We start from the raw sequence: 23,533 nt of genomic DNA, 5'->3' as shown, positions 1-23,533 counted from the left end.
CGGTCAGCCGAGGCGGCTGACAATCTCCGCCCATAGGGCCTCGTACGCTGCCGCGACGGCGGTCCGTGGCGCGAACACACCGAGCGGCGCGCGCTCGGTACCCATGCGTTCAACAACGCTGGCATAGGGGATGTGCGTGGTCAGCGCCTCGACGTGATCGTCGGGGAACCGATCGACGATATCGCGGTGCATGGTCTTGCGCCGGTCGACCATCGAGAAGAACGGCAGGAGCATCAGGTTGGCCAGCTTCTCCTCGGCCCGGAACATCTGGAGCTGCTCATAGGTGCGCAGTGACAGCGTGGTCGGAATCAGCGGCACGATCAGCGCGTCGGCGGCGTGGAACACCGCTTCGGAGACCAGCGACACGCTGGGCGGACAGTCGAGCAGGATGAAATCGTACTCGCCCGCAAGCGGTTTCAGGAGCTTGGCGAGCCGTTTTTTGGACTTCTTCTCGGCGTCCAGCAGCAGGTCGAGGTTCCGGAAGGAAAAGTCGGCCGGCACGAGATCGATGCCGTCGTGGTCGGTGCCCTTGATCAGGTCGTCAAGATCGCGCTTGCCCGATACCAGGCCCTTGCCGCCGCCTTTCACCTTCGGCTTGATCCGGAAATAGAAGGTCGCGGCCCCTTGCGGGTCGAGGTCGATGACCAGCACCCGAGCGCCGGTCCGGGCCGCGGCGAAAGCGAGATTGACGGCCGATGCGGTCTTTCCGACACCACCCTTTATGTTGTAGCTCGCCAGTACCTTCATTCGGGGGCTCCGATGCCGGATCGGGTGAGGGCGGTCAGCCGTTTGCCGAAGCGCGGCTTTGCGACCGGAGCGAACACCTCGGCGAAACGGGCCCGTGCCTCGGCCCGATGGATTTCGAGGTCCTCGGCCTGCGCACCGATCGCCATCAACGTCGCCGGGCCGGCGGTCCCGGAATCGCCCATGACCTGACCGAACCTGCGCAACGCAGCGGCCTGAACCTCCATGTCCTGGACATCGCCGAGCACCTGCTGGAGTTGCCGCAGCGTCCGCAACAGCGCGCGGACACGCCGGGCCGGATAGACATCGCGCACGATCTCGATGACGTAGCGCAGCTTCTTCATGGTCTTGCGCAGCGCATGCAGTGCTTCGGCCGGCGTCTCGGGGGTGATGCCGGTGCCTTCCTGCAGTGCGCGACGGTAAAGCTTCAGGATCCGCCGACCAGCCAGGACGCCGACCGGCCGTCGCAGGATCTCGAAACGCGTCCAGGTGGCCTCGCTGCCGGACAGGGCGCGGCGCCACCGGGCCAGGGCCGAGGCCAACCGGCGCGTGGCCAGGGTCCGGGTCAGGGCAGCATGGGCCTTCGCGCGTTCATCCATCAGGAATCGGCCGAACGGTTCAAGCGCTGCAGCGTCGCCGGCCGAAGCCTGCCGTCGGTGGGCGCGCCAGGCCAGGATGTGCACGTCGAGGTCGCGGGTCGGACCGGTGACGCGCCCCAGCCAGGCGAAGGTCTCGCGGGCATGGTCGAGGCGAGCGTCGGGTTCCGGCGTGCGCAGCAGCGACAGGATCGACCGGGTGCGCCGGATGGCCACCCGCAACTCGTGCAGTTCCTCGCAGTCGATGTCGGCGATCACGCCGACGCGGCGACGCTCGATAACGTCGAGCAAGGCGAGCAAGACGACACGCAGGGCCGGACCCGCCGCTTCGCGGGCATCGGTCACCGACGGCTCGTCGCTTTCGTCGGACTGTGCGTGCAGGGCTTCGGCCAGCGCGGTCAGCGCGTCGGGGCCCGACGGCGACCATCCGAAGCGCGTTGCGATCCGCTTGGCGATCTTCTCACTGTCGCGGCGATAGCCTTTCAGCGGCTCGACCCGGACGCCGCTGCGCTGCTCGCCAGCGCCTTCGGTGACAGCCGTTTGGGCAACCAATCGGCACCGGACCTTGCCGTCACGGTCCCGCAGCGCGGCCCCGTCTTCCGTCACGGTGATCCATGGGCCCGGTATCAGGCTGCGGATCCAGATCACCGGTTCCAGCGTGCGGCGCAACGGCCCCTCGGGTAGTTCATCGGCGAGGCGCGGCGGCGGGTGGGGGATCTGGGCCTGTGCCCGCACCTTTCCAGTCCCGTTGACGAGCCGCCAAGTATCGGCCGGCGCATCGGCGATCGGCTCGACTTCCAGCCGCCAGCCACGGGCGGCGAGGCGCCGGTCGATCGTGTCAAGCAGGCGCAGCCGCCGGTTCGCCGGCTCGAAGGCGTCCGCGTCGAGCGTTCCACGCACGGCGTCGGCAATGGCGGTGAGGGGGGTGATGACAGTTGGTTCCAAGGCGCTTGATCACGTCCCGATGGCGTCGGTTGGGGGTCCCGATCGTGCGTCAGGTCTGAGCCATCCGCTCCGGCCAAACAGCGGACCATACCCGACGGGCCCGATCCAGCAGCCCCGAGGGCGACCAGATACCCGGAATCCGGCGCTCGATCCACCGCAGTCGCTGCTCGCACCTCCGGGCAAGCCGTGGATTGAACGGTCTGGCCTCCAACTCGCAGCGAAGCAGCGCTTGCATCTCCAGCAAGGCGGCGGCGCTGGCCCCGCGTCGCTCAGGCCGGCACAGCGCGCGCTCAACGGCGTGGAGCCGGCGCTCGAGTTCCAGAATCGGCACCAAGCTGCGGCGCGCGGCGACGTTGTCTATCACCAGCAGCAGGGGAGGGGTGGCGGTGTTCGTGGCGGGGTTGCCCATGGGTGCACATTCTCCAGACCATGAATGAAATCTAGGCGCACCGTGTGCGCATATCAAGATGAAATGACGCACTGTGTGCGCATGGATCTAAGCCTTCACCAACGTTGCTCACTTCCAGCAATGCGTTTGCCCGAACGGCATTCCCTTGACGCGCCGGCGGTGCTGATATGGCCGGCAACGGATAGACGCGGGGGAAGACGCATGACGGCCTACAAGACCTATGACGCGGTGAAGCGCATCGCGGTCCTGGGGTGCGGGACCATCGGTGCGGGCTGGGCTGCCTATTTTCTGGCACGCGGCTACGACGTGGCCGCCTGGGACCCTGCGGCGGGCTGGCAGGATCGGTTGAGGGCGTTCATCGACAACGCGCGGCCACAACTCCAGGCGGTCGGCACCGCGACCGGCCGTGAGGGGAAACTGGAGACGCTCGATACACCGGAGGCGGCGGTCTCCGGCGCGGACTTCGTGCAGGAGAACGCGACCGAGCGGGCAGGCATCAAAGCCGATCTGTACCGTCGGATCGACGGTGCCCTCGGTGGCGATGCCATCCTGGCGACATCCACGTCGGGATTGATCCTGTCCGATCTGGTCGAGGGAGTTGCCTCGGCGCCGCGCTTCGTGGTCGGACATCCGTTCAACCCGCCGCACCTGATCCCGTTGGTCGAGATCGTTTCCAGCAAGGTCACCGACCCGGCGGCGGCGGAGTGGGCCTACGGCTTCTACGCCCATATCGGCAAGCATCCGATCGTGGTGAAGAAGGAGGTTCCGGGGCATCTGGCCAACCGACTGCAGGCGGCGCTGTGGCGCGAGGCGTTCAACGCCGTCATCGACGACCTGGCCAGTGTCGAGGACATCAACGCCGCGATCTCCCAGGGACCCGGTCTGCGCTACGCACTGATGGGACCGCACATGATCTTCAACCTGACCGGCGGCAAGGGTGGCATCCGCGCCTCGCTGGAGCAGTTCGGGCCGGCGATGGAGTCCTGGTGGACGACGATGCAGGCAACGCCCAGCTTCGATGACAACCTGAAGTCCAAGCTGATCGCCGGAATCGAGGAGGAGATGGGAAACCGCACGATCGAGGACCTGGAGAACGAGCGTGATACCCGACTGATCCTGCTTCTGAAGATGCTTCGCGAGACGAAAGGCGCCTGATGGACTCCCCCGTTCAACCCAAGAAGATCGTCGTCGTCGGTGCCGGAATCGTCGGCGTGGCAACCGGCCTGCACCTCCAGCGCGAGGGCCACTCGGTCACGCTGATTGACCCGACCCCGCCCGGCCGCGGCACGTCGTTCGGCAACGCCGGTTCGATTGCCGTCGGCAGCGTGTACCCGACCGGCTCTCCCGGGAACTGGAAGCAGGTCCCGAAGATGCTGACCGACCCGATGTCGCCGCTGAAGATCAAGTTGTCCTACCTGCCGAAGGCGGCGCCCTGGTTCCTGCGGTTCCTGGAGGCCAGCCGGACCAGCCGGGTGGAGGAGATCTCCAAGCACCTGTGGGCGCTGTCGAAGGATGCGATGAACTCGCACCGACGCCTGATCGAGGTTGCCAAGGCGCATGACATCGTGCGGCCGGTCGGCTGGCTCAAGGTCTATTCGAGCCAGCAGAGCCTCGATAGGACCAAGCACGAGCGCGAGGTCATGGCGCGGCGTGGCGTGACGTTTGACGTGCTGAACGCCGACGAACTGCGCCAGCTTGAGCCAGGGTTGTCGCCGAAGTTCACCCACGGCTATCACCAGCCGGAGAACGGGTTCGTCAGCCAGCCGGTGAAGCTGACCGAGGCATACTTCGCAAAGTTCCAGGAACTGGGCGGACGCTGGGTGGCGGAGAAGGTCCGGCGTTTCGCGGTCGGGCCGAACGGCGTGGAGAAGGTCGTCACCGACCTCGGCATGCACGCCTGCGACGCGGTCGCGATCTGCGCCGGCGCGCGCAGCCACGAGATCGTCGCCATGCTGGGCCGCCGGTTCCCGCTGGACACCGAGCGCGGCTACCATCTGAACCTGGATGTGCAGGAAGGGCCGGAGCTGCGGCGCCCGACGGTGATCGGCGACCATGGTTTCGTGCTGGCACCGATGCAGGACGGCCTGCGGCTGACCAGCGGCGCCGAGTTCGCGGGGGTCGACGCCCCGCCGGACTTCCGGCGGATCTACCGGATGCTGGAACTGGCCAAGGAGGCGCTGCCGGGCCTGAAAGCCGACGTGACGCGGGAATGGCTCGGCTTCCGGCCGTCGACCCCGGACAGCGTGCCGGTCATCGGCCGTTCGCCGGACCACTCCAACGTCTATTTCGGCTTCGGACACGGTCACATCGGGCTGACCCTGGCGGCACGGACCGGCGAGTTGATCACCGACCTCGTCGCCGGCCGCACGCCGGACATCGACATGGCGCCGTACCGGGCGGAGCGCTATTGAACGTCAGTCGACCGGATGCACGGACCGGAAACCGACGCACAGCCGGTTCCAGACGTTGATCAGACCGATTGCGACCGACAGCTTGACCATCTCGTCCGGCGAGAACTGGGCGCGAAGCAGGTCGTAGTCCTCGTCCGGGGCGCGGGTCTCGGCGATGCGGGTCAGAGCCTCCGTCCAGGCCAGCGCGGCACGCTCACGGTCGGTGAACAGCGGTGATTCTCGCCAAGCGACCAGCAGATGCAGGCGCTGATCGCTCTCGCCGGCCTTTCGGGCGTCCTTGACGTGCATGTCGATGCAATAGGCGCAGCCGTTGATCTGTGACGCGCGGGTCTTCACGAGTTCGATCAGCGAGTGTTCGATTCCGCATCGGCTGACATAGGCGCCGAGGTTGACGACGGCCTTGTAGGCGTCCTGGTCGACTTCGTGCAGGTTCAAGCGGGGATGCATGGTGTCGTCCTGCCGTCAGGTGGGAATACAGAGGCAGCGCATTTGCGCGGCTCGATCCCATGACGTGGCGACGCTTCGACCTGTGACAGCCGATCAGAGATTTTTTGACTCGGACGAGTTCGTGGCGGAGATGCCGACAAGCTTGTCGGGGTTCATCATCTGGTAGAGCGCAACGATCCGGCCGTCGACTACGTCGATTGACGTGGTGGCGTACGTCTCCGCGCCGACCCATGTAACCAGCGCGGACGCCCCGTTGATCGTGAGTATCCGTTGGGACGGTGTGTCGACGAATTTGCCTGCAACGCTCACGAACAGCCGGGCGATCTTGGATGCTCCGCGGATCGGTTTCAGTGCTGCCCAGTCCTTGCCGCCGCCATCCGAGATCAACGTCGCATCCGGGGAAAGCAAATCGAGAACCCTCTGCTCGTCCCTGGCTGTAACGGCCTCCATGAAGCGGGCCAGGAGGGCTTGGCGTTCAGCGTCGGATGATGCGACGCGCGGTTTGCCAGCCCGGACGCGTTCCCGGGCGCGGTGGACCATCTGCCGACAGGCGGCTTCCGACAGGTTCAGGGTGACCGCGATCTCCGGATAGCCGATCTCGAACACGTCGCGCAGCAGGAACGCGGCGCGCTCGTCCGGTGACAGCCGCTCAAGGAGCAGCAGGAAGGCGACCGAGAGGTCGTCGGCTTGGTCCTGCCGGGCGTCCGGGCGGGTCACGGATGGCGGAGGGTCGTCCAGCCAAGGTTCCGGCAGCCAGGGACCGACATACGCGTCACGTTCCGCCTTGACGGCGCGGAGCCGGTCAATGCAGAGGCGTGAGACGACCGTCGTCAGCCATGCCAATGGCTCACGGATGACCGTTTCGTCGGTCCCGTGCCACCGCAGATAGGCATCCTGCAGGACTTCGTCGGCGTCCGCGACCGATCCAAGCATTCTATAGGCAAGGCCGCGCAGCCGAGGCCGGTGGCGTTCGAACTCGCCGACCGAACCCGTCATGTCGATCCTCCATCGATCAGTTCATCCTGCAGCGTCGCGCGCGAAGCTCTCCAGGGCGGCGATCATCCGGGTGACCGCAGCCTGGGTGGCGCCGAACCGCTCTGAGCGGGTCAGGGTGGTCTCGTCCATGTAGACGCCGCGGTTCACTTCGATCTGCAGGGCTTCGCGGCCCGCGGCCGGATGGGCGTAGCGTCGGATCAGTTCGACGCCCTTGAACTTGTCGTTGAGCGAGACCGAGTAGCCGGAGGCCCGCAGCGTCTCGACCACGACCTCCGTGAACGCTGGCGAGGCGGTCGTGCCGTCGCGGGTGCCGACGATGAAGTCGGCGCGCCGCTCGCCCTGGTCGCCCCAGCGCGGGTCGCCGAACTCAGGCATGGAATGGCAATCGACGTGGAACACCTTGCCAAACCGCGCATGGGTTTCGTCGAGCGCAGACTTGAGGGCCGAGTGGTACGGCCGCCAGTACGTCTCGATGCGGTTGCGCACCTCGGCGATGGACAGCGTGCGGTCGTAGATCGGGGTCTGCCCGTCGATCACCTTCCAGACCAGCGACGCGCCACGCGCGGTCTTTTCCGTCAGGTCGACCGGATCAGGCCAGCCGGACTCGATCATCGACAGGTCCAGGTCACGCTCGCTGCGATTGGGATCGATATAGGCGCGCCGGAACAATGCTTCGATCAGGATGGCGCCGTGGTCCGGGGCGGCACCAAACAGTTCCTCCACGAACCAGTCGGCCACCCTTTCGCAGTGCTCGAGCGGTATCGCCGGCCGGAAGTCTGCCGGGAACAGCAGGCCGGTGTGCGGACTGTCGAATACCAGCGGCGAGGGCGGTCCCTTGGGGTCGGTCCGGCGCAGTACGCTAGGCACTTCGAGGCGAGCCATACGATATCACTCCTGCGGGGTGGACCGCGCTGGTTCTATCGTCCCGCGCGGCACCCGGCAACCGGGGCTGGGGCGAGCTGTCAGGTCGATCGACCCCTCAGAACCGTTGACGAGCGTCGGGTTCGGCCGTCTGAATGTGGGGCATCCCACAAGTGAGAGTGTGTCATGGCTCCGCGCGTCCTGATCGGCCAGTTCATGCATGAAACCAACACCTTCAGCAGCCAGCCCACCGGCTACGACGCGTTTGAGCGGGTGTTGCTGCACGAAGGTCCGGCCATGGTTACGGCGCTGCGAGGGACCAACAGCGAAACCGCCGGGTTCCTGGCTGTTGCCGACGCGCAGGGATGGGAAGTCGTTCCGTCGCTCGCCGCGATCGCCACACCTGCAGGGCCGGTGACAAGGGATGCGTGGGACCGGTTGGGCCTCGCGATCGCCCGGACTGCCGCGGAGAAGGGACCGTTCGACGGGGTGCTGCTGGCCCTGCACGGCGCCATGGTCACCGAACTCGATGACGATGCCGAGGGGGCGTTGCTGGAGGCCGTCCGGGCCGCGGTCGGTCCGGACGTGCCCATCGGCATGACCCTCGACCTGCACGCCAATGTCTCGGACCGGATGGCGGCGCTGTCCAATGTGATATGCCCTTACCGAACCTACCCGCATATCGACATGGCCGAGGTTGGCGAACGCTGTGCGACGCTGATCGGCGACGCGATGGCTGGCCGAACCAGACCGCGAACCGTGATTGCCCGTCGTGCGTTGGCAGAGGGCTTCGACCAGGGCCGCACCGATGCCGGGCCGATGCTGGAGGCACTGGCCCGGGCGCAGGCGGCCGAAGCCAAACCGGGCATTCTGACGACGTCGGTCTGCGCCGGGTTCTCCAGCTCCGACATCGCCTTCATGGGGCCAAGCGTGGCGGTGAGCTACGACGCGGGCGTCGACGGTGCGGAAGCGGCGGCACGCGGTATCGCTGAAGAGCTCATGGACTTCTGCTGGGCGACCCGCGAGTACGAAGGCAACATCTACCTGACGCCGGACCAGGCAGCGGCAGAGGCGAAGGCGCACGAGACAGGTGCGGTCCGTCCGCTGGTGGTCGCCGACTATGCGGACAATCCCGGCGGCGGTGCCTATGGCGACGCCACCGAATTGCTGCGGGCGATGCTCGACGCCAGACTGGATAACGCCTGTTTCGGGGCGATGGTCGATGGGGAGGCGGCGGCGGCGCTGCACGCGGCGGGCAAGGGCGCGACGGTCACATTGGCGGTCGGCGGCAAGGTCGACCCCCGGTTTGGCGGCCACCCGCTGACCCTGACCGGCGTGGTCGAGCGGTTGACCGACGGCAAGTTCGTGTGCGACGGCCCGATGTGGCGCGGCATTGCCAAGTCGTTCGGCAAGACCGGGGTGCTGCGGGTCGGTGGCGTTCGAATCCTGATCGTCACCAACGGCATGCAGATCACCGACGTCCAGCAGTTCCGGCATGCCGGCATCGACCCGACGGCGATGGCAACCATCGGCCTGAAGTCGATGCAGCACTTCCGCGCGGCCTACCAACCGCTCGCCGATAAGGTCCTGGTGTGTGATACGGGCGCGCTGTGCTCGCCGGACGTCCGCAAGCGTCCGTTCAAGAGGCTGCGCCGCCCGATCTGGCCGCTCGACCCGGTGGCGTGAGGCGCGGCAGATCTAGCCGTACCAGGCGGTGTCGTGACGAAGAGAGCGGTGCGTGCCCGCGTCACATCGGCCGCAGCACCCGGTGCAGGTCGAGCGACGGTGGTGGCACGTCGGTCTGGCTCAGCAGGCCGTGGACCTGGCCGCGATGGTGGGTCTGGTGGTTGAAGAAATGCGGCAACAGGATCGCGGCCGGGTCGTCGCTCGCGACTCCCGCGTTGTTCACGTAGCGAATCGACGAGGCCAGGAACGCATCGTCGACCCGCTGGTCCATGAACGCCTCGATGCGGGCATCCATTGCCTCACGGGCTGTCCGAAGGTCCGCGAAAGCCTCGTGCAACACCGCGTCGAGGTTCGTCGACGGATGCGTGCCGCCCTCAAAGCGGGTCATCCAGATCCTGTCGCCGAGCAGCAGGTGGTTCAGCGTGCCGTGGATCGAGCCGAAGAACGCGGCCCTGGGCCGTCGGTACTCGGCGTCCGACAGACCGGCGACCGCGTCGTACAGGAGGCGGTTGGCGCGGGTGTTGTACCGCGCCATCTGCCGCCAGTGATCGGTCGAGGCACTCATCCGAAGCGCTCCAGCCCCTCCAGGGTCTGGCGGATCACCTGACGGGAGCGGAACAGAACCATCTCCTTCCAGGCATCGGTCGCCGGATAGTAGTGCCACTTGATCGCCTGCTTGATTGCCTGGGCGTTGTCGGAACTCCAGTCGAAACTGCCCTGGTTGTGCAGCCAGTGATCGGCGCGCAACGCGCGGCGGCTGCGCTCCTGGTTGTAGGTGCCGTATTCCAGGGCGACGTAGGTATAGCGGTCGCCCATCAGCGGCTGCCAGAACCTGCCCTGCGTCCCATTCAACGGAATCGAGAAGGACGCGCCCTCGGCCGGCAGGCCCGTGGAGTCCTCGTACATCGACAGGACCCGGTCGAGCGCGACGCTGCCGCGCTTGTGACCGCAGATCGGCTCGCCATAGCCGAACGGCCCGAGGCCGGTGTGGACATCGATCACCGAGACGGTGCGGCGATCCGCCAGACCATAGGCCGCCGCTACTTCCGCCAGGGTCTGTCGGGCGCGGGTGGGAGCGAACCCGCCGAAGAACATGGAGTGGGCGTGCTTGTACTGACCAGCCTTGCGGGCGGCCTGGAACGCGGCCTCGCCATGCTGTCCACGCCACGCGGCGATCGTGGCTTCGGTCGCGGCTAACGTCGCATCGTCAAGCGATGCCGGCACGAAGCTGTCGACCAGTTCGTCGTGCCCCGGGTTCTCCGGCAGCGGCTGGCTGAAGTCGACGAAGTTGCGGTTGAGGTCGCAGCCCTCCTCGGTGACCCGCCGCCACCAGGCGAAGCCATGGCAGTTCAGGGCGTGGACCAGCAATACCGCGGTATCGGCCGGCAACCGCGCCGCGCTGCCACTGGTCAGCCAGTCAACCTGGACGCCGGACCCGCAGAAACCTTCGACGCCGTGGGTGGCGCTGATCACCACCATCACTCGTTGGGCGCTCTGCGGTCCGACCCAGGCAACATCGGTGGTCAACGCCTCGCCACGCGGGCCGAGGTTGGGGTTTTCCCAGGTGGTGAGGCTGGCCCCGGCGGCAGTCGCAGCGTCGAGGAACAGGCGTCGGGCATCGTCGTATTCGTCGGCGAAGCTCGATCGGAGCGAGGTCAGGACATCCATGCATCTGGCGGTATCACCGGGTGCGAAGGGCGGCAAGCGGCTGCGGCGGAACGGGTCTGTTGGCAATGCCATCAGGACCGGCGCCCGAACCTGCGCCGGCCGAGGCGGACCCTGTCCGTGAAACGGAAAATTAACCAGTATCCGCGCAGGATACCGGTGGCGGGATGATCAGCCTTGATACCGGCGTTTTGCCGGAACGCTCACAGCCGCGCGGTTTGCCTGCCGGCGATTTTGAAAGGAACGTTGATGAGAGCGTTGAGGTTTGGAGCAGGCCTGGTTGGCCTGCTCGCGGTCTGTGCCGCATGGGCGTCCATACCGCTACGGCCGGCGATCGCCGACCCGGCCGCGCCACGCCCGAATGTGATCCTGATCCTGTCCGACGACGAGGATGTCGCGATCCACAGATACATGCCGAAGACAAAGGCACTGATCGAGGATCAGGGGGTCAGCTTCGACAATTATTTCGTGACGTACTCGCTGTGCTGCCCATCACGGGCCACCACCCTGCGTGGCCAGTATTCCCACAACCACCGGATCCAGGGGAACATCCTGCCGAGCGGCGGGGGGCACAAGTTCCGGACCCTGGGCCATGACCAGTCAACGATTGCGACCTGGCTGCACGATGCCGGCTATTACACCGGCCTCATCGGCAAGTACATGAACCAATACGAGCCGAACGAGCAGACCTATGTCCCGCCGGGCTGGGACGAGTGGTACGCGGCCGGCCACGACTACTACAACTACGTGCTCAACGAGAACGGCCGGCATGTCTCCTATGGCAGCAAGCCGGATGATTACCTGACGGACGTGATCGCCCGCCACACCGTCTCGGCGATCCGTCGGGCCGCCGGTACCGGCAAGCCGTTCTTCTTTTTCGTGACGCCCTATGCCCCGCACGGCCCGGCGACCGCCGCGCCGCGCCACGCCGACCTGTTTGCCGACACGCCTTATCCGCGACCGGTCTCGTTCGACGAGGCCGACGTCAGCGACAAGCCGGCCCATATTCGGGACCTGCCGCCGCTCAGCGCCGAGCAGATCGCCTGGATCGAGGACATGTACCGACGGCGCCTTCGCTCGCTGCAGGCGATGGACGATATGGTCGAATCCATCGTGAATACGCTTGAGGCGGTCGGGCAGCTCGAGAACACCTACATCATCTATACCAGCGACAACGGCTGGCACATGGGAGAACACCGCCAGCAGTACGGCAAGACCACAGCCTACGAGGAGGATATCCGGGTTCCGTTCGTCATGCGCGGGCCGGGCGTGTCCAAGGGCGGACGTGTGACCCAGATGGTTCTCAACAACGACCTGGCGCCGAGCGTCGCGGCGATGGCCGGTGTCATGCCGCCGAGCTTTGCGGACGGGCGCTCGTTCCTTCCCCTGCTGCAGGATCCGACACAGCCCTGGCGTCGGAGCTTCGGGATCGAGCGGCGGCAGACCGAGACCGATGGGCTGGTCGGTGCGGCGACCTTCCATGCCGTGCGCACCGAGGAGTGGACCTACGTTGAATACGCGACCGGCGAGTGCGAGTTGTACGATCTGACGGCGGATCCCCACCAACTCGCCAATATGGCGGCCACGGCGGACCCGGCGTTCCTCAAGGAACTCGCCCAGCGGGCTGCCGAATTGGCGAACTGCGCGGGCGCGAACTGCCGGGAAATCGAGGACGCGCCGGTTGGGGCGACGTTGAAGGTGGCCGTCAGCAAGTAGCGCGCATACAGACCGTCCCCGGCGGCGTCATATCGTTGCCGGGGACGGGATTCCCGGGTCGGCACTGCATGTGCGGCCATTGACCCCGCCTCTTTCGTGCCTGCGAAAACCCCGTCATGCTGGCGTCGCCGGAGAGTCGGCGCAACGCGCTGCGGGGGAACAATGATTCGACGTTGTCTGGACGGGCTCTATCTCGGGGCCGGGATGCTGGCCGCATTGTTCATGGTGTCGATCGGCGTGCTGATCGTCACCTCCGTGATCGCGCGGCTGTTCGGTTCCTACGTGCCGGGCCTGAACCAGTATGCCGGCTATGCGATGGCGGCATCGTCGTTCCTGGCGCTCGCCTATACGTTCAGGGCTGGAGGGCACATCCGGGTGGCCCTGGTGCTGTCGCGGCTGGAAGGCCGCACACGCTGGCTGGCAGAGCTGTGGTGCCTCGGGGTGGGTGCCTTCCTGGCCGGCTATGTGGCCCGCTTCTCGATCAAGATGGTGCAGGTCTCGCACATGCTCGGCGACGTCAGCGAAGGCGTCGACGCCACGCCGCTGTGGATCCCGCAACTCGGCATGGCGATCGGTTCGACCATCTTCACCATCGCGCTGCTCGACCGGCTGGTCGCCGTGGCGCGCGGTGCGCCGATCGAGAAGATCGGCGGCGAACCCGCCGCAGTCGAATAGGGAGGGCGAGCCATGGAAGACGCACTGCTTACCGGCATATTCCTGGTCACCCTGTTCTTCCTGCTCGGCTCTGGCCTGTGGGTCGGGCTGTCGCTGGTCGGCGTTGCGCTGATCGGAATGGAGTTGTTCACCTCTCGTCCGGTCGGCGACGCTATGGCGACGACGATCTGGTCGGCGACCTCCTCCTGGACGCTGACGGCACTGCCACTGTTCATCTGGATGGGCGACATCTTGTTCCGCACGCGGCTGTCGGAGGACCTGTTCCGGGGACTGGCACCCTGGATGACGGCGCTGCCGGGCCGGCTGCTGCACACCAACATCGTAGGCTGCGCGGTGTTCGCCGCTGTCTCAGGATCATCGGCTGCGACCCTGGCCACGGTCGGCAAGATGTCGATCCCTGAGCTGCGCCGCCGCAAGTACCCGGAGACGATGATTATCGGCACGCTGGCCGGGGCCGGCACGCTCGGCCTGCTGATCCCGCCATCGATCATCATGATCGTCTACGGCGTGACTGTGAACGAGAGCATCGCGCAGCTGTTCATGGCGGGAATACTGCCGGGCATCATGCTGGCTGGGCTGTTCATGGGCTACATCGGAATCCGCGCTTTGCTGCAGCCCGACTTGATGCCCGACAAGGGCGACCCGATGAACTTCATCGGCAAGATCAAGCGCTCTGTTTACCTGCTGCCGGTCGTCGGCCTGATCCTGGCGGTGCTGGGATCGATCTATTTCGGAATCGCGACGGCGACCGAAGCCGCCGTGCTTGGAGTGATCGGCGCGCTGCTGCTGTCGCTCGTGCAGGGATCGCTCAACTGGGATAACTTCGTCGAGAGCCTTCTGGGCGCGACACGCACGTCCTGTATGATCGCGCTGATCCTGGCGGGGGCGCACTTTCTCACCCTCGCGATGGGCTTCACCGGGCTGCCGCGGCATCTGGCGGAGTTCATCGGTTCGCTGCAGTTATCGCCGCTGATGCTGATTGTCGCGTTGACCGTGTTCTACATTGTCCTGGGCTGCTTCCTCGATGGCATCTCGTCGGTGGTCCTGACCATGGCGGTGGTCGAGCCGATGATCCGGCAGGCCGGCATCGACATCGTATGGTTCGGAATCTTCCTGGTGATCGTGGTGGAGATGGCGCAGATCACCCCGCCGGTCGGGTTCAACCTGTTCGTGCTGCAGGGCATGACCGACCACGACATGGGCTACATCGCCCGCGCGGCGATCCCGATGTTCCTGGTGATGGTGGTGGCGGTCGGGCTGATCGTAGCGTTCCCGGAGCTCGTGCTGTTCCTGCCGGAAACCATGCGACAGGGGCCTGGTTAGCGACCAGGGTCGCCGACGATGTAGCGGTAGACCGGCGCCGGGCCGGACTCCGCTTCGACGGCCACGGTGTCGGGCCGCCAGTGGTTGACCGCAAAACTATAGGCGACGACGACCGTGCCTGGGCGCAGTTCGTCGTCCAGCTTTGGGGCCAGCTTCTGCATGACCCTGGGCATCAGGTAGCAGAGGATCGCTCCGGCGTCGTACAGCCGTTCGTTCAACAGATCGGCGCGCCGGTAGGTCAGGTTCGGCTGCCGCCATATGGCGAGACGCGCGCGCGCGAACAACCAGGGAATCGGTGACAACTCGATGCCGACCACCGGGTTGCGCGGGTAGCGCTTGGCGATGGCCAGCGACAGACCTCCCCAGCCGGAACCCAGGTCGTAGATCACCCCATCGATCTGCGGCGGCAGCAGGCGCAGCATGACGGCACGGGTGCCGGGACTGGTCGGCATCGGCGGCACGCCGGTGCGGATGGTGTAGGCGAGGATGGTGATCCCAAGGACCAGCAGCGCGACCAGCACGATTGCCTCGGCGCCGGTGATCGCCTCGTCCGCTCCGCTCACGATCTACCGCCCGCGCCGGTCAACTGCTCCATCCTGCCCTCCGGTGTCGATCCGATCGACGGCAATACTGCCACAGATCAAGCAGAGGTGCGGGTTGGTCCGAGGCCGGATGTGAGGGCGGTCAGCGTTCGACGAACGCCCGTTCGATGACGTATGAGCCGGGATGGTTGTTGCTGCCTTCGACGAAGCCGAGATCCTCCAGGATCACCTTCAGGTCCTTCAGCATCGCGGGGCTGCCGCACAGCATCGCGCGGTCGTGTTCCGGGTCCAGCATCGGTAGACCCAGGTCGTCGGTCAGCTTGTTCGACAGCATCAGGTCGGTAATCCGGCCGCGGTGGCGGAACGGCTCCCGGGTGACCGTCGGGTAGTAGCGCAGCTTCTCGCGAACGTAGTCGCCGAGCAGTTCATCCTTGGGGAACTCGCTGGAGATCCACTCGCCATAGGCCAGTTCGGCGACCTTCCGGCATCCGTGGACCAGCACGACGTTTTCGTAACGCTCGTAGCTCTCCGGATCCTTGATCAGACTGAGGAACGGCGCGAGACCGGTGCCGGTCCCGATCAGGTACAGATTCCGGCCGGGCAGCAGGTTGTCCTGCACCAGCGTTCCGTTCGGCTTGCGGCCGACCAGGATACGGTCACCTTGCTTGAGGTGCTGCAGGCGGGATGTCAGCGGGCCGTCCTGCACCTTGATGCTCAGAAACTCCAGCCGATCCTCGTGATTGGCGCTCGCCATTGAATAGGCGCGCAGCAGCGGCTTGCCCTCGACCTCCAGGCCGATCATCGTGAACTGGCCGTTGGCGAACCGGAATCCGGGATCCCGCGTGGTGGTGAAGCTGAACAGGGTGTCGGTCCAGTGATGGACGCTGAGAACGGTTTCGGTGTTCAGATTGCTCATCGTGCAGGCATCCCATTCCGCAGTGATCGTTCGCGGCCAGTCGAACACTATAATTGTTCGTATACGTATGACGTTCAAGAGGCGTTTCAACGTCGCCTCCAGCCTCTAAATACGAACTCGGTGCATCGATGCCAAGCGATTTGTTCGTAATAACGTATGTTGTGCGGAATTACGAACAAATCGCTGTGAGAGCGCTCTCAGGTTCGTTGGCCCGAATAGCGTGCGATCCATTGGCTCCACGATGCGGGTGAATTCGGGTTTGAATACGGGGCCATGATCGATGATCGTATTCGATGACTAGGCCTTCACGACGGGACACAAGGGCATGACCGCACTCAGCGTCAATCTCAACAAGGTGGCTACCCTGCGGAACACCCGGCACCACGATGCGCCGAGTGTGATGAAGGCCGCTCGGATTGTGCTGGAAGCCGGCGCCGCAGGGGTGACGGTGCACCCGCGGCCGGACGCCCGGCATATCCGGGAACGCGATGTGTTCGACCTGGCGGAATTGTTGAGGGCCCCCGAATGGGCGGGCCGGGAGTTCAACGTCGAGGGGTATCCCGACGACCGGTTCCTGGAGCTCATCGAGCGGGTCCGGCCCGACCAGGTGACGCTGGTTCCCGATGCGCCCGAGCAGTCGACGTCGGACCATGGCTGGGACCTGCCGGCTGACGCGGCGGTCCTGACCCCGATCGTCGCGCGTGTGCAGAAGCTTGGTTGCCGGGTGTCGCTGTTCGCCGATCCGGACGTCTCGGTGATCGAGGGTGCGAAAGCGGTCGGCGCCGACCGGGTCGAACTCTACACCGGGACTTATCACGATGCGTTCGGTGGCCCGCAGCAGGACGAGGTGCTGGCGGTGTTTGTGGTCGCGGCGCAGCGGGCGCGCGACCTTGGTCTCGGCCTAAATGCCGGGCACGACCTGACCCTGGACAACCTGCCGACACTGTCGCGCGCAATCCCGTGGATCGACGAGGTGTCGATTGGCCACCACCTGATCGGCGATGCGCTTTGGATGGGCATCGCAGCGTCGGTGAAGGCCTATCAAAAGTGTCTCGAGGCCGGGCAGTCGCAGAGCGCTCCCTTGAAAGCGGCGACCCGATAGGGTCAGGCCGGACCCGGATACCAACTCGGCGGCCGCTTCTCCAAGAAACTGGCCAGGCCCTCGACCGCTTCGGCGGTCTGACGCTTGGCCGAATGCTCGACGACGAGTTCTTCAAAGTGCGCGTCGGTCATCATCAAACCGGCTTCGATGAGCGTTCGGCGCTTCGTCTCAGCGGTCGCTTCCGGAGCGGACATCAACAGCGCGTCGATGACCGGGGCGGCGGCAGCGTCCAGTCCGCCCTCCGGGCAAACCGTATGAACCAGGCCCATCTCCTTCGCTTCGGCTGCACCGAACCGTTCGCAGGTCAGCGCGAACCGCCGGACGTTGCGCACGCCGATGGCGGCGTTCAGGTGCGGGACGATGATCCCGGCCATCACCCCCCAGCGGGCCTCGGTGATCGAGAAGATGGCATCCTGGCTGGCGATCACCACGTCAGCGGCGGCGGCGATCCCGGTGCCGCCGCCGAAGCAGCCACCGTGGATCAGGGCCACGGTCGGCTTCGGAAACTCGGTTAGCCCGCGAATGGCCGACGCAGTGCGCCGCGAGACCACGATGTTCTCCTCGGGCGAGAGTGCACCGATCTCCTTCAGCCACCCGAGGTCGGCGCCCGCCTGGAAATGCTTGCCGTTACCGCGGATCACCACGACCCGGACGGCGTCATCGGCGCCGAGCCGGCCGAACGCGTCCAGCAGGCCGCCGATGACATCGCTGTTGTAGGCGTTGTTGCGCTCCGGCCGATTCAACGTGACCGTGGCAACGCCCCGTGCGTCGATCGCGCAGAGGACCGTTCCGTTCCCGTATGCCTGGCTCATCCTCACAGCCCCCGCAGCGTGGTTGACAGTTTGCCGGCGAGATCGTCGATCATGGTCTGGGCCTTCGGAACCATTCGGGTCAGGGTCATGAAGCCGTGGGTGACGCCCTCGTAGACGGTGAGCGTGGAGGGTACGCCGGCGGCACGGAGCTTGGCATCCAACTGGATAGAGTCGTCGCGCAGAACGTCGAGGCCGGCGGCCGCCACGAAGGTCGGTGGCAGGCGGGACAGGTCGCCTTTGATCGGCACCGCGCGGGGATCGTCATAGTCCTCGGGACCTCGGAGGTAGTGCTCGAAGAACGCCTGCATCTCGGCCCTCGACAGTCCCCACTCACCGCCGCCGAAGCGCCGGTAGGACTCGGTCTCGAAGTCGCATCCGGTGACGGGGTAGATCAGGCCAAGCGCGCCGACAGGCGAGGCGCCGCGATCCTGCAGGTGCAACTCGGTGCCCAGAGCAATGTTCGCCCCCGCGCTGTCTCCCGCAAGCGCCACACGGCGCGGATCGATCCCGAGGTCGTTCGGGCTTGCTGCGATGTGCTCGACCACCTCGACGACCTCCGTAATGGCGCTGGGGAACTTGCGTTCGGGCGCCAGCGAGTAGTCGACCGCCGCCACAACGCAGTTCGCGGCAATCGCCAAGGCGTGCATGCCTCGGGCATGGGTTTCCAGCGATCCCACCACCCATCCGCCGCCGTGCAGATAGACGATCACCGGCAGCGGCGCGTCGGTCGACGGGTAGAGCAGCCGCACCGGGATCGGCCGGGTCAAGCCGGGGACGGTGATGTCCACGATCCGGGCGAGTTCCGGCCGCTCCTGGTTCCACCAGGCGCGGTCCAGTTCCATGCGGCGGCGCGCCTGTTCGGGAGTCAGTTGCGATCGGTCGGCCGGCAGATCGTGCTCGCGCGCAATTTCGGCCATACGCGCGAAGGCCAGCTGCATGTCAGGGTCGACCCAGGTCTCGCTGTCGGTAGTCATCGGGGATCCTTTGGACATCGGTGCACGGCGTCCGGCATGGTCCGTCGTTTCACGGCCGCTCGACAAGCCTTGTAGCAAGCCTTCAGGCGCAGCGCTTTCGTTCGCACTCGGCACGGTTGCCGATGAAGATCTCACGAGAATTCAACGACATGCGCGCATGACGAGTGGTCTGCCATTCGCTTCGCTATGATTCCGGGCCTCTCCATCAGCAGGGGCCCAAGCAATGGCAAATCTCACTCAACTTCAGGCTTCCGACCGCGGGAACAACCTCCCGGACTATGGAAGACTGGTACAAGGGATACTACGCGCGTACATCACCTCAGTCGCGGAGCTGCTCGATCGCGACGGTTTCGAGTTGCGGATCGAGGGTCAGCTCAGGTCCTGGCGCGCCGTCATGGAGCAGGCATCCGGTACGGACGGGATCAATCCGACCTTCGATCCGGACAAGAGCGGCGAGCCGCCGGACGCCTACTGGCTGCATATCGTCGAGCGCAGCGGACGAACCGCCGCGGTTATGGCCGGGCGCTACATTGAGACCGACGACTATCACGACTATGTCCGGCGCGGCCTCCTGTGGTCTCCGCCCGAAGCTCCGCGACCGGTTGAAACGGTGCTGAGTGGCCCGGGACCGGCTGGTGTACTCAGCCATTGCGGCGGCCTGTGGGTCGACCCGGCGCATCGCGGCATCGGCCTGTCGTGGCTGATCCCGCGCCTGAACCACGCGGTCGCCGCGCACCGCTGGGGCGTCGACGGGATCGTCGGGGTGGTGTTCGACCGACTGCTGGCCAAGGGCGTGCCAACAGCCAACTACGGGGTGCCGGATGTGCGCCTGTGCGTGGACGGCTGGTTCTGGCCCACCGGGCGCCAGGAACGCATGTTCCAGACCTTCACGCCGGCCGACTTCCTAATCAAACGAACTTGGGACGATCTTGAGAAGATTCGGGCGGGTGGCGACAAGAAGATGCGTGATTTCGCCCCGATTGCCCGCAAGCGGAATGATGAACCGGCGGTACACAATCTGACGGTCGTGCCGTAGCACCTCGACCTGGGACAGCGTGGCTGCGCCATTCTTCTTGGCATAGGCGTAGTCACGCTCGGCCAGGACCCGCATCATCGGCCACTCGGCGTCGCGCAGCGTCCGCCCGGAATATTCCTTGCCGTCGTGAATGGCGATCCGGTTGCCGTACTGCAGAAAGCGGTACTGCGACGGATCTTCCGACGAGCAGTCGATCAGGTGGGTGGTGCCGAGCAGCCCGAGGTTGATCAGCGCGTTGGCATCGACATCGGTGACCGTCGGTGCCTTCCGCCGGGCGGTCAATTGCAGTTCGCGCGACAGGTGGACGAAGGAGTTGTCGACGCCGACGATGAAGTCCTGCGCCGATCCGAACCGAGCCAGGACATGCCCTTCGGCATCCGTGCTGCGGATCTTGGAGATCCCCCACATGGCTCTACCAGCCTGCAACGCGCAGCAGGTGCAGCCGGTCACTGCGGGTGTCGACCGGCAGGACGATGAACTGAAGCCCAGCGTCATTGCCGTCCGTTGTCGAGAAGTTCAACGCCATCGGGCTTTCGATCTCACCCAGCGTTCCATAAATTTTCTTTGCGATCTCAATATGGTAGTGGGTATTGCCGAACGCGCTCACCAGTGCTGACTCGTTGATCAGGTCGCCGGTTGCCTCGGAGAAGATGAACGACTTGGAATCGCAGACGACCGGGTTGCTCAGGATCTGCACCGACCCGGCCTTCGACTGCTCCAGCCATTCCAGGGTGGCGTTCTTCAGCGGCAGATCCAGTTCCAGGAACGAGACATGCCGGATGAGGAACCCCGGTGCGGGAGAGATGCAGGCTGCACGTGAGATCGCCATTGGAGGGCCCGGTTGTTGCACGCCTGAACGATACACGATCCGATCGTAAAAAATCGTTAAGTGCCTGCCATGGCTGTGACCCGAGCGGTGAGGTTACCACCGTCCACGATCTGGAGCGACATGCGTCGGGCCGCCGGGGGCTATCAGGTTCCAGCCGGACAGAGTCCGATCGGCGTGCGCCATGCGCCACGACAGCATCCGGCCGGCGTAGTCTGCGCGGACCGACGCGTAGTCGGGGTCCTCGGATCGATCCTCCAGCTCCGCGGGATCGCGACTCAGGTCGAACAGCAGCGGCGGCAGGCCCGTGAAGTGCACGTACTTGAACGCCTTGTCGCGCAGGACGGCCAATTGGGCGGTGTCCACCGGCAGACCGAGCTTGTCCTGGACCTCCGGCTTGCCGATCTCGCGGAAGTCGTACTCCCAGTGCACGGCATCGCGCCATTGCTTTGGTGAGCCGCCCTCAAGGAATGGCGCCAGCGAGCGGCCGTCCATCGCCGGCGGCGCTTCGGCGCCAACCAACTCCAGAATGGTTGGCGTGACGTCCACCGCCTCTGTGAACGCCTCGACGACGCGGCCTGCCGCCGGTGTGCCGCCCGCCGGCTTGATGATCAGCGGAATGTGGTAGGCGGCGTCGAAATAGCCGAGCTTGCCCAGCAGCCGATGATCGCCCAGCATCTCGCCATGATCGCTGGTCACGATGATCAGCGTCCGGTCGTAGCGGCCGGTCTCCTTCAGGAATGCGATGGTCCGCCCGACCTGAGCGTCCACCTCGGCGATCATGCCGTAGTAGGTCGCGCGCATGGTGGCGATCGCGTCGTCCGTCATCTCGGCGGCCAGTCCGGGGGCTTCGTAGACGAAGCTGGCCAGCGGGATGCGGTTCAGCTCGTACGCCAGATAGGGGTGCTGTGCCGCCTCGGTGGCCCGGTCGGTGGCGCGAACCGGAAGCGGGGTGTCCCTTGGGTCGACCATAGTGTTGTACGGCTCCGGCACCACGAACGGCGGGTGCGGGCGAAGCTGGCTGACGTGCAGGAAGCTGGGTTCCGCCACCGGACTGAGCGACGACAGGTGCTCGATCATCCGACCGGTCAGGAACGCTGTCTCGGTGTCGTTGGCACCGAAGGCCGGCGGCTCGCGGTGCGGACCGGCAGGCGGTTCGCCGGAACCGCGCGGCCGGAACACATCGCGCTCCCTGGTCCCGAGATCGACGCCGCGCTGCTTCAGCCATTGCCGCCACAGCGGGCTGGGCTCCGCCATGTCGGTGTGGACCGCGAAACCGGGCGCGATGCCTTCGTAGGTGCGCAGACGCGGGTCGTTCGGGGCCAGGCCGCGCGGATCGACCGACTGGTCGGTGTAGCCGAACAGCAGCGGGTCGTATCCCGCGGCGCGCGCGACCGTTGCCACGGTGGCGTGGCGGGCGTCGAGCGGCGTGCCGTTGCGGCACACCCGGTGGTTCATCTGGTACAACCCGGTCAGCAGGCTGGCCCGCGCCGGCGAGCAAGGCGCGCAGGTGGCGTAGTGGTTGCGGAACAGCACACCGTCGCCGGCCAGCGCGTCCAGGTGCGGCGTGCGCACGCAGGGATGGCCGATGGACGACAGGCTGTCGCCGCGGAACTGGTCGAGCGTGATCAGCAGAATGTCGGGTCGGGCGGACATGGGGGGAGCCGGGTCGTGGAAACAAGGGCGGGGCGAAAGCGCCGGGCCGGCCCGGAGGCCGGCCCGTAAAAGCGCAGTCCAGATGTCGGAAACGTCACATCTTCTTGTAGCGGGCCACCACGGCTTTGCCCGCATCGCCGGCCTTGGCGAGCCACTCCTCGGTCATGGTCTCGCCGATCCGCTTGAAATCGGCGGCCAGCGGCGCGCTCGGCGGCTCGACGGTCATGCCGTTGGCCTTGAGCTGCTCCTTGTACCAGTTGGCCAGTTCCTCGGACTTCGCCCAGCCGGCCTTCTCGGCATCGGCCGCCGCCTTCATCACGACGTCCTGGGTCGCTTTGTCGAGACCATCCCAGGCCGCCTTGTTCACGATGATCATGTTCTTCGGCAGCCAGGCGTTGGTGTCGTACCAGTACTTGGTGAACTCCCACAGCTTGCTGTCGTAGCCGGTGGACCCGGACGAGATCATCGACTCGGCAACGCCGGTGGAGAACGCCTGGCTGATCTCCGCCGCCTCGATCTTTGTCGGGATGGCGCCCATCAGTTCGGCCAGTCGTGCCGTCGCCTGATTGTAGGCGCGGAACTTCACGCCCTTCATGTCGGCGGCCGAGTTGACCGGCTTCTTGGTGTAGAGGCCCTGCGGCGGCCACGACACGGCATACAGCAGCTTCACGCCCTTGGACTCGAGCAGCGCATTGAGCTCGGGCTTGCTGGCTTCGTACAGCTTGAAGGCTTCGGCGTAGGAGGTCGCCAGGAACGGCAGGCCGTCGAGCTCGAACAGGGGATCTTCGTTGCCCAGCGCCGAAATCAGGCGCTCGCCAATCGGCGCCTGTCCGGTGCGGATGGCACGGAAGATCTCCCCGCCCTTGAACAGCGAACCGCCGGGATGGGTGATGATCTCGAGCTTGCCGTTGGTACCGGCCTTGACGGCCGCGGCGAACGCCGCCGCGGTCTCGGAGTGGAAGTTGGTGGCGGGATAGGCCAGCGGCATGTCCCATTGCTCGGCCATCGACGCGGTCGCCCAGCCGAGAGCCAGGACGCCGGCTGCCGCCGTCGTGATGATGCGCTTCATGAAGCTCCCCTTTTATCGTGGGCCGTTGGTCCGTGTCAGCCCGGCCGGGCGGTAGCATGCCCACGGTTTCGCGAGATTTCAAACGCGATGAGTGTGGTCCGAGGGAGGGTGACGGCGGCGGTTCGG

Annotated in this window: 23 protein-coding genes; 8 read left to right on the top strand and 15 right to left on the bottom strand. The window is 65.9% G+C overall.

Translation table 11 applies throughout. The features are described 5' to 3' along the window. Positions 1-3: 3 nt before the first annotated feature. Genes RIC54_RS18040 through RIC54_RS18030 form a run of 3 tightly spaced genes read right to left on the bottom strand, consistent with a single transcriptional unit; the run spans position 4 to position 2,694 of the window. A complete protein-coding gene (locus RIC54_RS18040; protein ID WP_350096168.1) occupies positions 4-747 on the bottom strand; it encodes a ParA family protein in 744 nt (247 codons plus the stop codon). Beyond that, on the bottom strand, positions 744-2,285 hold the full coding sequence (locus tag RIC54_RS18035) for a CHAD domain-containing protein (RefSeq protein ID WP_350096166.1): 1,542 nt from the start codon (positions 2,283-2,285) through the stop codon (positions 744-746). The genes RIC54_RS18040 and RIC54_RS18035 overlap by 4 nt, the downstream gene beginning before the upstream one ends. Positions 2,286-2,334: 49 nt before the next feature. Next, on the bottom strand, positions 2,335-2,694 hold the full coding sequence (locus RIC54_RS18030; protein WP_350096164.1) for a hypothetical protein: 360 nt from the start codon (positions 2,692-2,694) through the stop codon (positions 2,335-2,337). Between the two features lie 201 nt (positions 2,695-2,895). Here RIC54_RS18030 and RIC54_RS18025 point away from each other — a divergent pair, with 201 nt between their 5' ends. Next, positions 2,896-3,849 (top strand): 3-hydroxyacyl-CoA dehydrogenase NAD-binding domain-containing protein, encoded by a 954-nt coding sequence (locus RIC54_RS18025; protein WP_350096162.1) that lies wholly within the window; start codon positions 2,896-2,898, stop codon positions 3,847-3,849. Further along, positions 3,849-5,105, top strand: coding sequence for an NAD(P)/FAD-dependent oxidoreductase (locus tag RIC54_RS18020; RefSeq protein WP_350096160.1), 1,257 nt, complete (start codon positions 3,849-3,851; stop codon positions 5,103-5,105). The genes RIC54_RS18025 and RIC54_RS18020 overlap by 1 nt, the downstream gene beginning before the upstream one ends. Positions 5,106-5,108: 3 nt before the next feature. Here the strand turns inward: RIC54_RS18020 and RIC54_RS18015 are convergent, their stop codons facing one another. From RIC54_RS18015 to RIC54_RS18005, 3 genes are all read right to left on the bottom strand, one after another. Next, positions 5,109-5,552, bottom strand: a complete 444-nt coding sequence (locus RIC54_RS18015; protein ID WP_350096158.1) for a carboxymuconolactone decarboxylase family protein — start codon at positions 5,550-5,552, stop codon at positions 5,109-5,111. Between the two features lie 93 nt (positions 5,553-5,645). Further along, positions 5,646-6,548, bottom strand: coding sequence for an RNA polymerase sigma factor SigJ (gene sigJ, locus RIC54_RS18010; protein ID WP_350096156.1), 903 nt, complete (start codon positions 6,546-6,548; stop codon positions 5,646-5,648). Positions 6,549-6,569: 21 nt separating this feature from the next. Beyond that, on the bottom strand, positions 6,570-7,430 hold the full coding sequence (locus RIC54_RS18005) for an N-formylglutamate amidohydrolase (protein WP_350096154.1): 861 nt from the start codon (positions 7,428-7,430) through the stop codon (positions 6,570-6,572). Between the two features lie 165 nt (positions 7,431-7,595). Here RIC54_RS18005 and RIC54_RS18000 point away from each other — a divergent pair, with 165 nt between their 5' ends. After that, on the top strand, positions 7,596-9,095 hold the full coding sequence (locus RIC54_RS18000; RefSeq protein WP_350096152.1) for a M81 family metallopeptidase: 1,500 nt from the start codon (positions 7,596-7,598) through the stop codon (positions 9,093-9,095). Between the two features lie 61 nt (positions 9,096-9,156). Here RIC54_RS18000 and RIC54_RS17995 read toward each other — a convergent pair whose 3' ends face one another. Together RIC54_RS17995 and RIC54_RS17990 are read right to left on the bottom strand one after the other, a co-directional pair. After that, on the bottom strand, positions 9,157-9,660 hold the full coding sequence (locus tag RIC54_RS17995; RefSeq protein ID WP_350096150.1) for a DinB family protein: 504 nt from the start codon (positions 9,658-9,660) through the stop codon (positions 9,157-9,159). Next, entirely contained in the window at positions 9,657-10,763 is a 1,107-nt protein-coding gene (locus RIC54_RS17990) for a M14 family metallopeptidase (RefSeq protein WP_350096148.1), read from the bottom strand. Before RIC54_RS17990 ends, RIC54_RS17995 begins: the two co-directional genes overlap by 4 nt. Positions 10,764-11,009: 246 nt before the next feature. Between RIC54_RS17990 and RIC54_RS17985 the strand changes: the two genes are divergently transcribed. The 3 genes from RIC54_RS17985 to RIC54_RS17975 all read left to right on the top strand — a co-directional run bounded on the left by RIC54_RS17985 (position 11,010) and on the right by RIC54_RS17975 (position 14,474). Further along, positions 11,010-12,476 carry a sulfatase family protein gene (locus RIC54_RS17985; RefSeq protein ID WP_350096146.1) on the top strand — a complete coding sequence of 489 codons (1,467 nt, stop codon included), beginning with the start codon at positions 11,010-11,012 and terminating at the stop codon, positions 12,474-12,476. 162 nt (positions 12,477-12,638) lie between these two features. Beyond that, complete coding sequence (locus RIC54_RS17980; RefSeq protein ID WP_350096144.1) at positions 12,639-13,151, top strand: TRAP transporter small permease; 513 nt, start codon at positions 12,639-12,641, stop codon at positions 13,149-13,151. Positions 13,152-13,163: 12 nt separating this feature from the next. Further along, the gene (locus RIC54_RS17975; RefSeq protein WP_350096142.1) at positions 13,164-14,474 is read left to right on the top strand and encodes a TRAP transporter large permease; all 1,311 of its coding nucleotides are present in this window, start codon (positions 13,164-13,166) and stop codon (positions 14,472-14,474) included. Here the strand turns inward: RIC54_RS17975 and RIC54_RS17970 are convergent. Continuing rightward, positions 14,471-15,037, bottom strand: coding sequence for a class I SAM-dependent methyltransferase (locus tag RIC54_RS17970; RefSeq protein ID WP_350096140.1), 567 nt, complete (start codon positions 15,035-15,037; stop codon positions 14,471-14,473). The genes RIC54_RS17975 and RIC54_RS17970 overlap by 4 nt on opposite strands. A gap of 121 nt (positions 15,038-15,158) precedes the next feature. Beyond that, the gene (locus RIC54_RS17965) at positions 15,159-15,932 is read right to left on the bottom strand and encodes a ferredoxin--NADP reductase (RefSeq protein ID WP_350151287.1); all 774 of its coding nucleotides are present in this window, start codon (positions 15,930-15,932) and stop codon (positions 15,159-15,161) included. A gap of 325 nt (positions 15,933-16,257) precedes the next feature. Here RIC54_RS17965 and RIC54_RS17960 point away from each other — a divergent pair, with 325 nt between their 5' ends. Continuing rightward, the gene (locus RIC54_RS17960; RefSeq protein ID WP_350096136.1) at positions 16,258-17,034 is read left to right on the top strand and encodes a pyridoxine 5'-phosphate synthase; all 777 of its coding nucleotides are present in this window, start codon (positions 16,258-16,260) and stop codon (positions 17,032-17,034) included. Between the two features lie 2 nt (positions 17,035-17,036). Here RIC54_RS17960 and RIC54_RS17955 read toward each other — a convergent pair whose 3' ends face one another. Both RIC54_RS17955 and RIC54_RS17950 read right to left on the bottom strand, forming a co-directional pair. Continuing rightward, on the bottom strand, positions 17,037-17,846 hold the full coding sequence (locus tag RIC54_RS17955) for an enoyl-CoA hydratase-related protein (RefSeq protein WP_350096134.1): 810 nt from the start codon (positions 17,844-17,846) through the stop codon (positions 17,037-17,039). A gap of 2 nt (positions 17,847-17,848) precedes the next feature. Further along, positions 17,849-18,820: an alpha/beta hydrolase fold domain-containing protein gene (locus RIC54_RS17950; protein ID WP_350096132.1), complete on the bottom strand. Its 972-nt coding sequence runs from the start codon at positions 18,818-18,820 to the stop codon at positions 17,849-17,851. Positions 18,821-19,043: 223 nt separating this feature from the next. Here RIC54_RS17950 and RIC54_RS17945 point away from each other — a divergent pair, with 223 nt between their 5' ends. Beyond that, on the top strand, positions 19,044-19,856 hold the full coding sequence (locus RIC54_RS17945) for a hypothetical protein (protein ID WP_350096130.1): 813 nt from the start codon (positions 19,044-19,046) through the stop codon (positions 19,854-19,856). 412 nt (positions 19,857-20,268) lie between these two features. Here RIC54_RS17945 and RIC54_RS17940 read toward each other — a convergent pair whose 3' ends face one another. The 3 genes from RIC54_RS17940 to RIC54_RS17930 all read right to left on the bottom strand — a co-directional run bounded on the left by RIC54_RS17940 (position 20,269) and on the right by RIC54_RS17930 (position 23,407). Continuing rightward, positions 20,269-20,685, bottom strand: a complete 417-nt coding sequence (locus RIC54_RS17940; protein ID WP_350096128.1) for a hypothetical protein — start codon at positions 20,683-20,685, stop codon at positions 20,269-20,271. A 93-nt stretch (positions 20,686-20,778) separates the two neighbouring features. Beyond that, positions 20,779-22,338 carry an alkaline phosphatase family protein gene (locus RIC54_RS17935; RefSeq protein ID WP_350096126.1) on the bottom strand — a complete coding sequence of 520 codons (1,560 nt, stop codon included), beginning with the start codon at positions 22,336-22,338 and terminating at the stop codon, positions 20,779-20,781. A 94-nt stretch (positions 22,339-22,432) separates the two neighbouring features. Next, positions 22,433-23,407: a TRAP transporter substrate-binding protein gene (locus RIC54_RS17930; RefSeq protein WP_350096124.1), complete on the bottom strand. Its 975-nt coding sequence runs from the start codon at positions 23,405-23,407 to the stop codon at positions 22,433-22,435. Between the last annotated feature and the right edge of the window lie 126 nt (positions 23,408-23,533).

It is taken from the genome of Thalassobaculum sp. (assembly GCF_040219215.1).
GTDB lineage: Bacteria > Pseudomonadota > Alphaproteobacteria > Thalassobaculales > Thalassobaculaceae > Thalassobaculum_A.
The sequence above is the reverse complement of the archived record's forward strand: the minus strand, read 5'-3'. Positions and strand labels throughout refer to the sequence as shown.

Coding starts and splice junctions, on each gene's coding strand:
- RIC54_RS18040 (WP_350096168.1), bottom strand. CDS start 747: ATGAAGGTACTGGCGAGCTACAACATAAAGGGTGGTGTCGGAAAGACC.
- sigJ (WP_350096156.1), bottom strand. CDS start 6,548: ATGACGGGTTCGGTCGGCGAGTTCGAACGCCACCGGCCTCGGCTGCGC.
- RIC54_RS17935 (WP_350096126.1), bottom strand. CDS start 22,338: ATGTCCGCCCGACCCGACATTCTGCTGATCACGCTCGACCAGTTCCGC.
- RIC54_RS17945 (WP_350096130.1), top strand. CDS start 19,044: ATGGCAAATCTCACTCAACTTCAGGCTTCCGACCGCGGGAACAACCTC.
- RIC54_RS18000 (WP_350096152.1), top strand. CDS start 7,596: ATGGCTCCGCGCGTCCTGATCGGCCAGTTCATGCATGAAACCAACACC.
- RIC54_RS17985 (WP_350096146.1), top strand. CDS start 11,010: ATGAGAGCGTTGAGGTTTGGAGCAGGCCTGGTTGGCCTGCTCGCGGTC.
- RIC54_RS17965 (WP_350151287.1), bottom strand. CDS start 15,932: ATGAGCAATCTGAACACCGAAACCGTTCTCAGCGTCCATCACTGGACC.
- RIC54_RS17990 (WP_350096148.1), bottom strand. CDS start 10,763: ATGGATGTCCTGACCTCGCTCCGATCGAGCTTCGCCGACGAATACGAC.
- RIC54_RS17980 (WP_350096144.1), top strand. CDS start 12,639: ATGATTCGACGTTGTCTGGACGGGCTCTATCTCGGGGCCGGGATGCTG.
- RIC54_RS17975 (WP_350096142.1), top strand. CDS start 13,164: ATGGAAGACGCACTGCTTACCGGCATATTCCTGGTCACCCTGTTCTTC.
- RIC54_RS18025 (WP_350096162.1), top strand. CDS start 2,896: ATGACGGCCTACAAGACCTATGACGCGGTGAAGCGCATCGCGGTCCTG.
- RIC54_RS18015 (WP_350096158.1), bottom strand. CDS start 5,552: ATGCATCCCCGCTTGAACCTGCACGAAGTCGACCAGGACGCCTACAAG.
- RIC54_RS18030 (WP_350096164.1), bottom strand. CDS start 2,694: ATGGGCAACCCCGCCACGAACACCGCCACCCCTCCCCTGCTGCTGGTG.
- RIC54_RS17950 (WP_350096132.1), bottom strand. CDS start 18,820: ATGACTACCGACAGCGAGACCTGGGTCGACCCTGACATGCAGCTGGCC.
- RIC54_RS17940 (WP_350096128.1), bottom strand. CDS start 20,685: ATGGCGATCTCACGTGCAGCCTGCATCTCTCCCGCACCGGGGTTCCTC.
- RIC54_RS18020 (WP_350096160.1), top strand. CDS start 3,849: ATGGACTCCCCCGTTCAACCCAAGAAGATCGTCGTCGTCGGTGCCGGA.
- RIC54_RS17995 (WP_350096150.1), bottom strand. CDS start 9,660: ATGAGTGCCTCGACCGATCACTGGCGGCAGATGGCGCGGTACAACACC.
- RIC54_RS18005 (WP_350096154.1), bottom strand. CDS start 7,430: ATGGCTCGCCTCGAAGTGCCTAGCGTACTGCGCCGGACCGACCCCAAG.
- RIC54_RS17930 (WP_350096124.1), bottom strand. CDS start 23,407: ATGAAGCGCATCATCACGACGGCGGCAGCCGGCGTCCTGGCTCTCGGC.
- RIC54_RS17960 (WP_350096136.1), top strand. CDS start 16,258: ATGACCGCACTCAGCGTCAATCTCAACAAGGTGGCTACCCTGCGGAAC.
- RIC54_RS17955 (WP_350096134.1), bottom strand. CDS start 17,846: ATGAGCCAGGCATACGGGAACGGAACGGTCCTCTGCGCGATCGACGCA.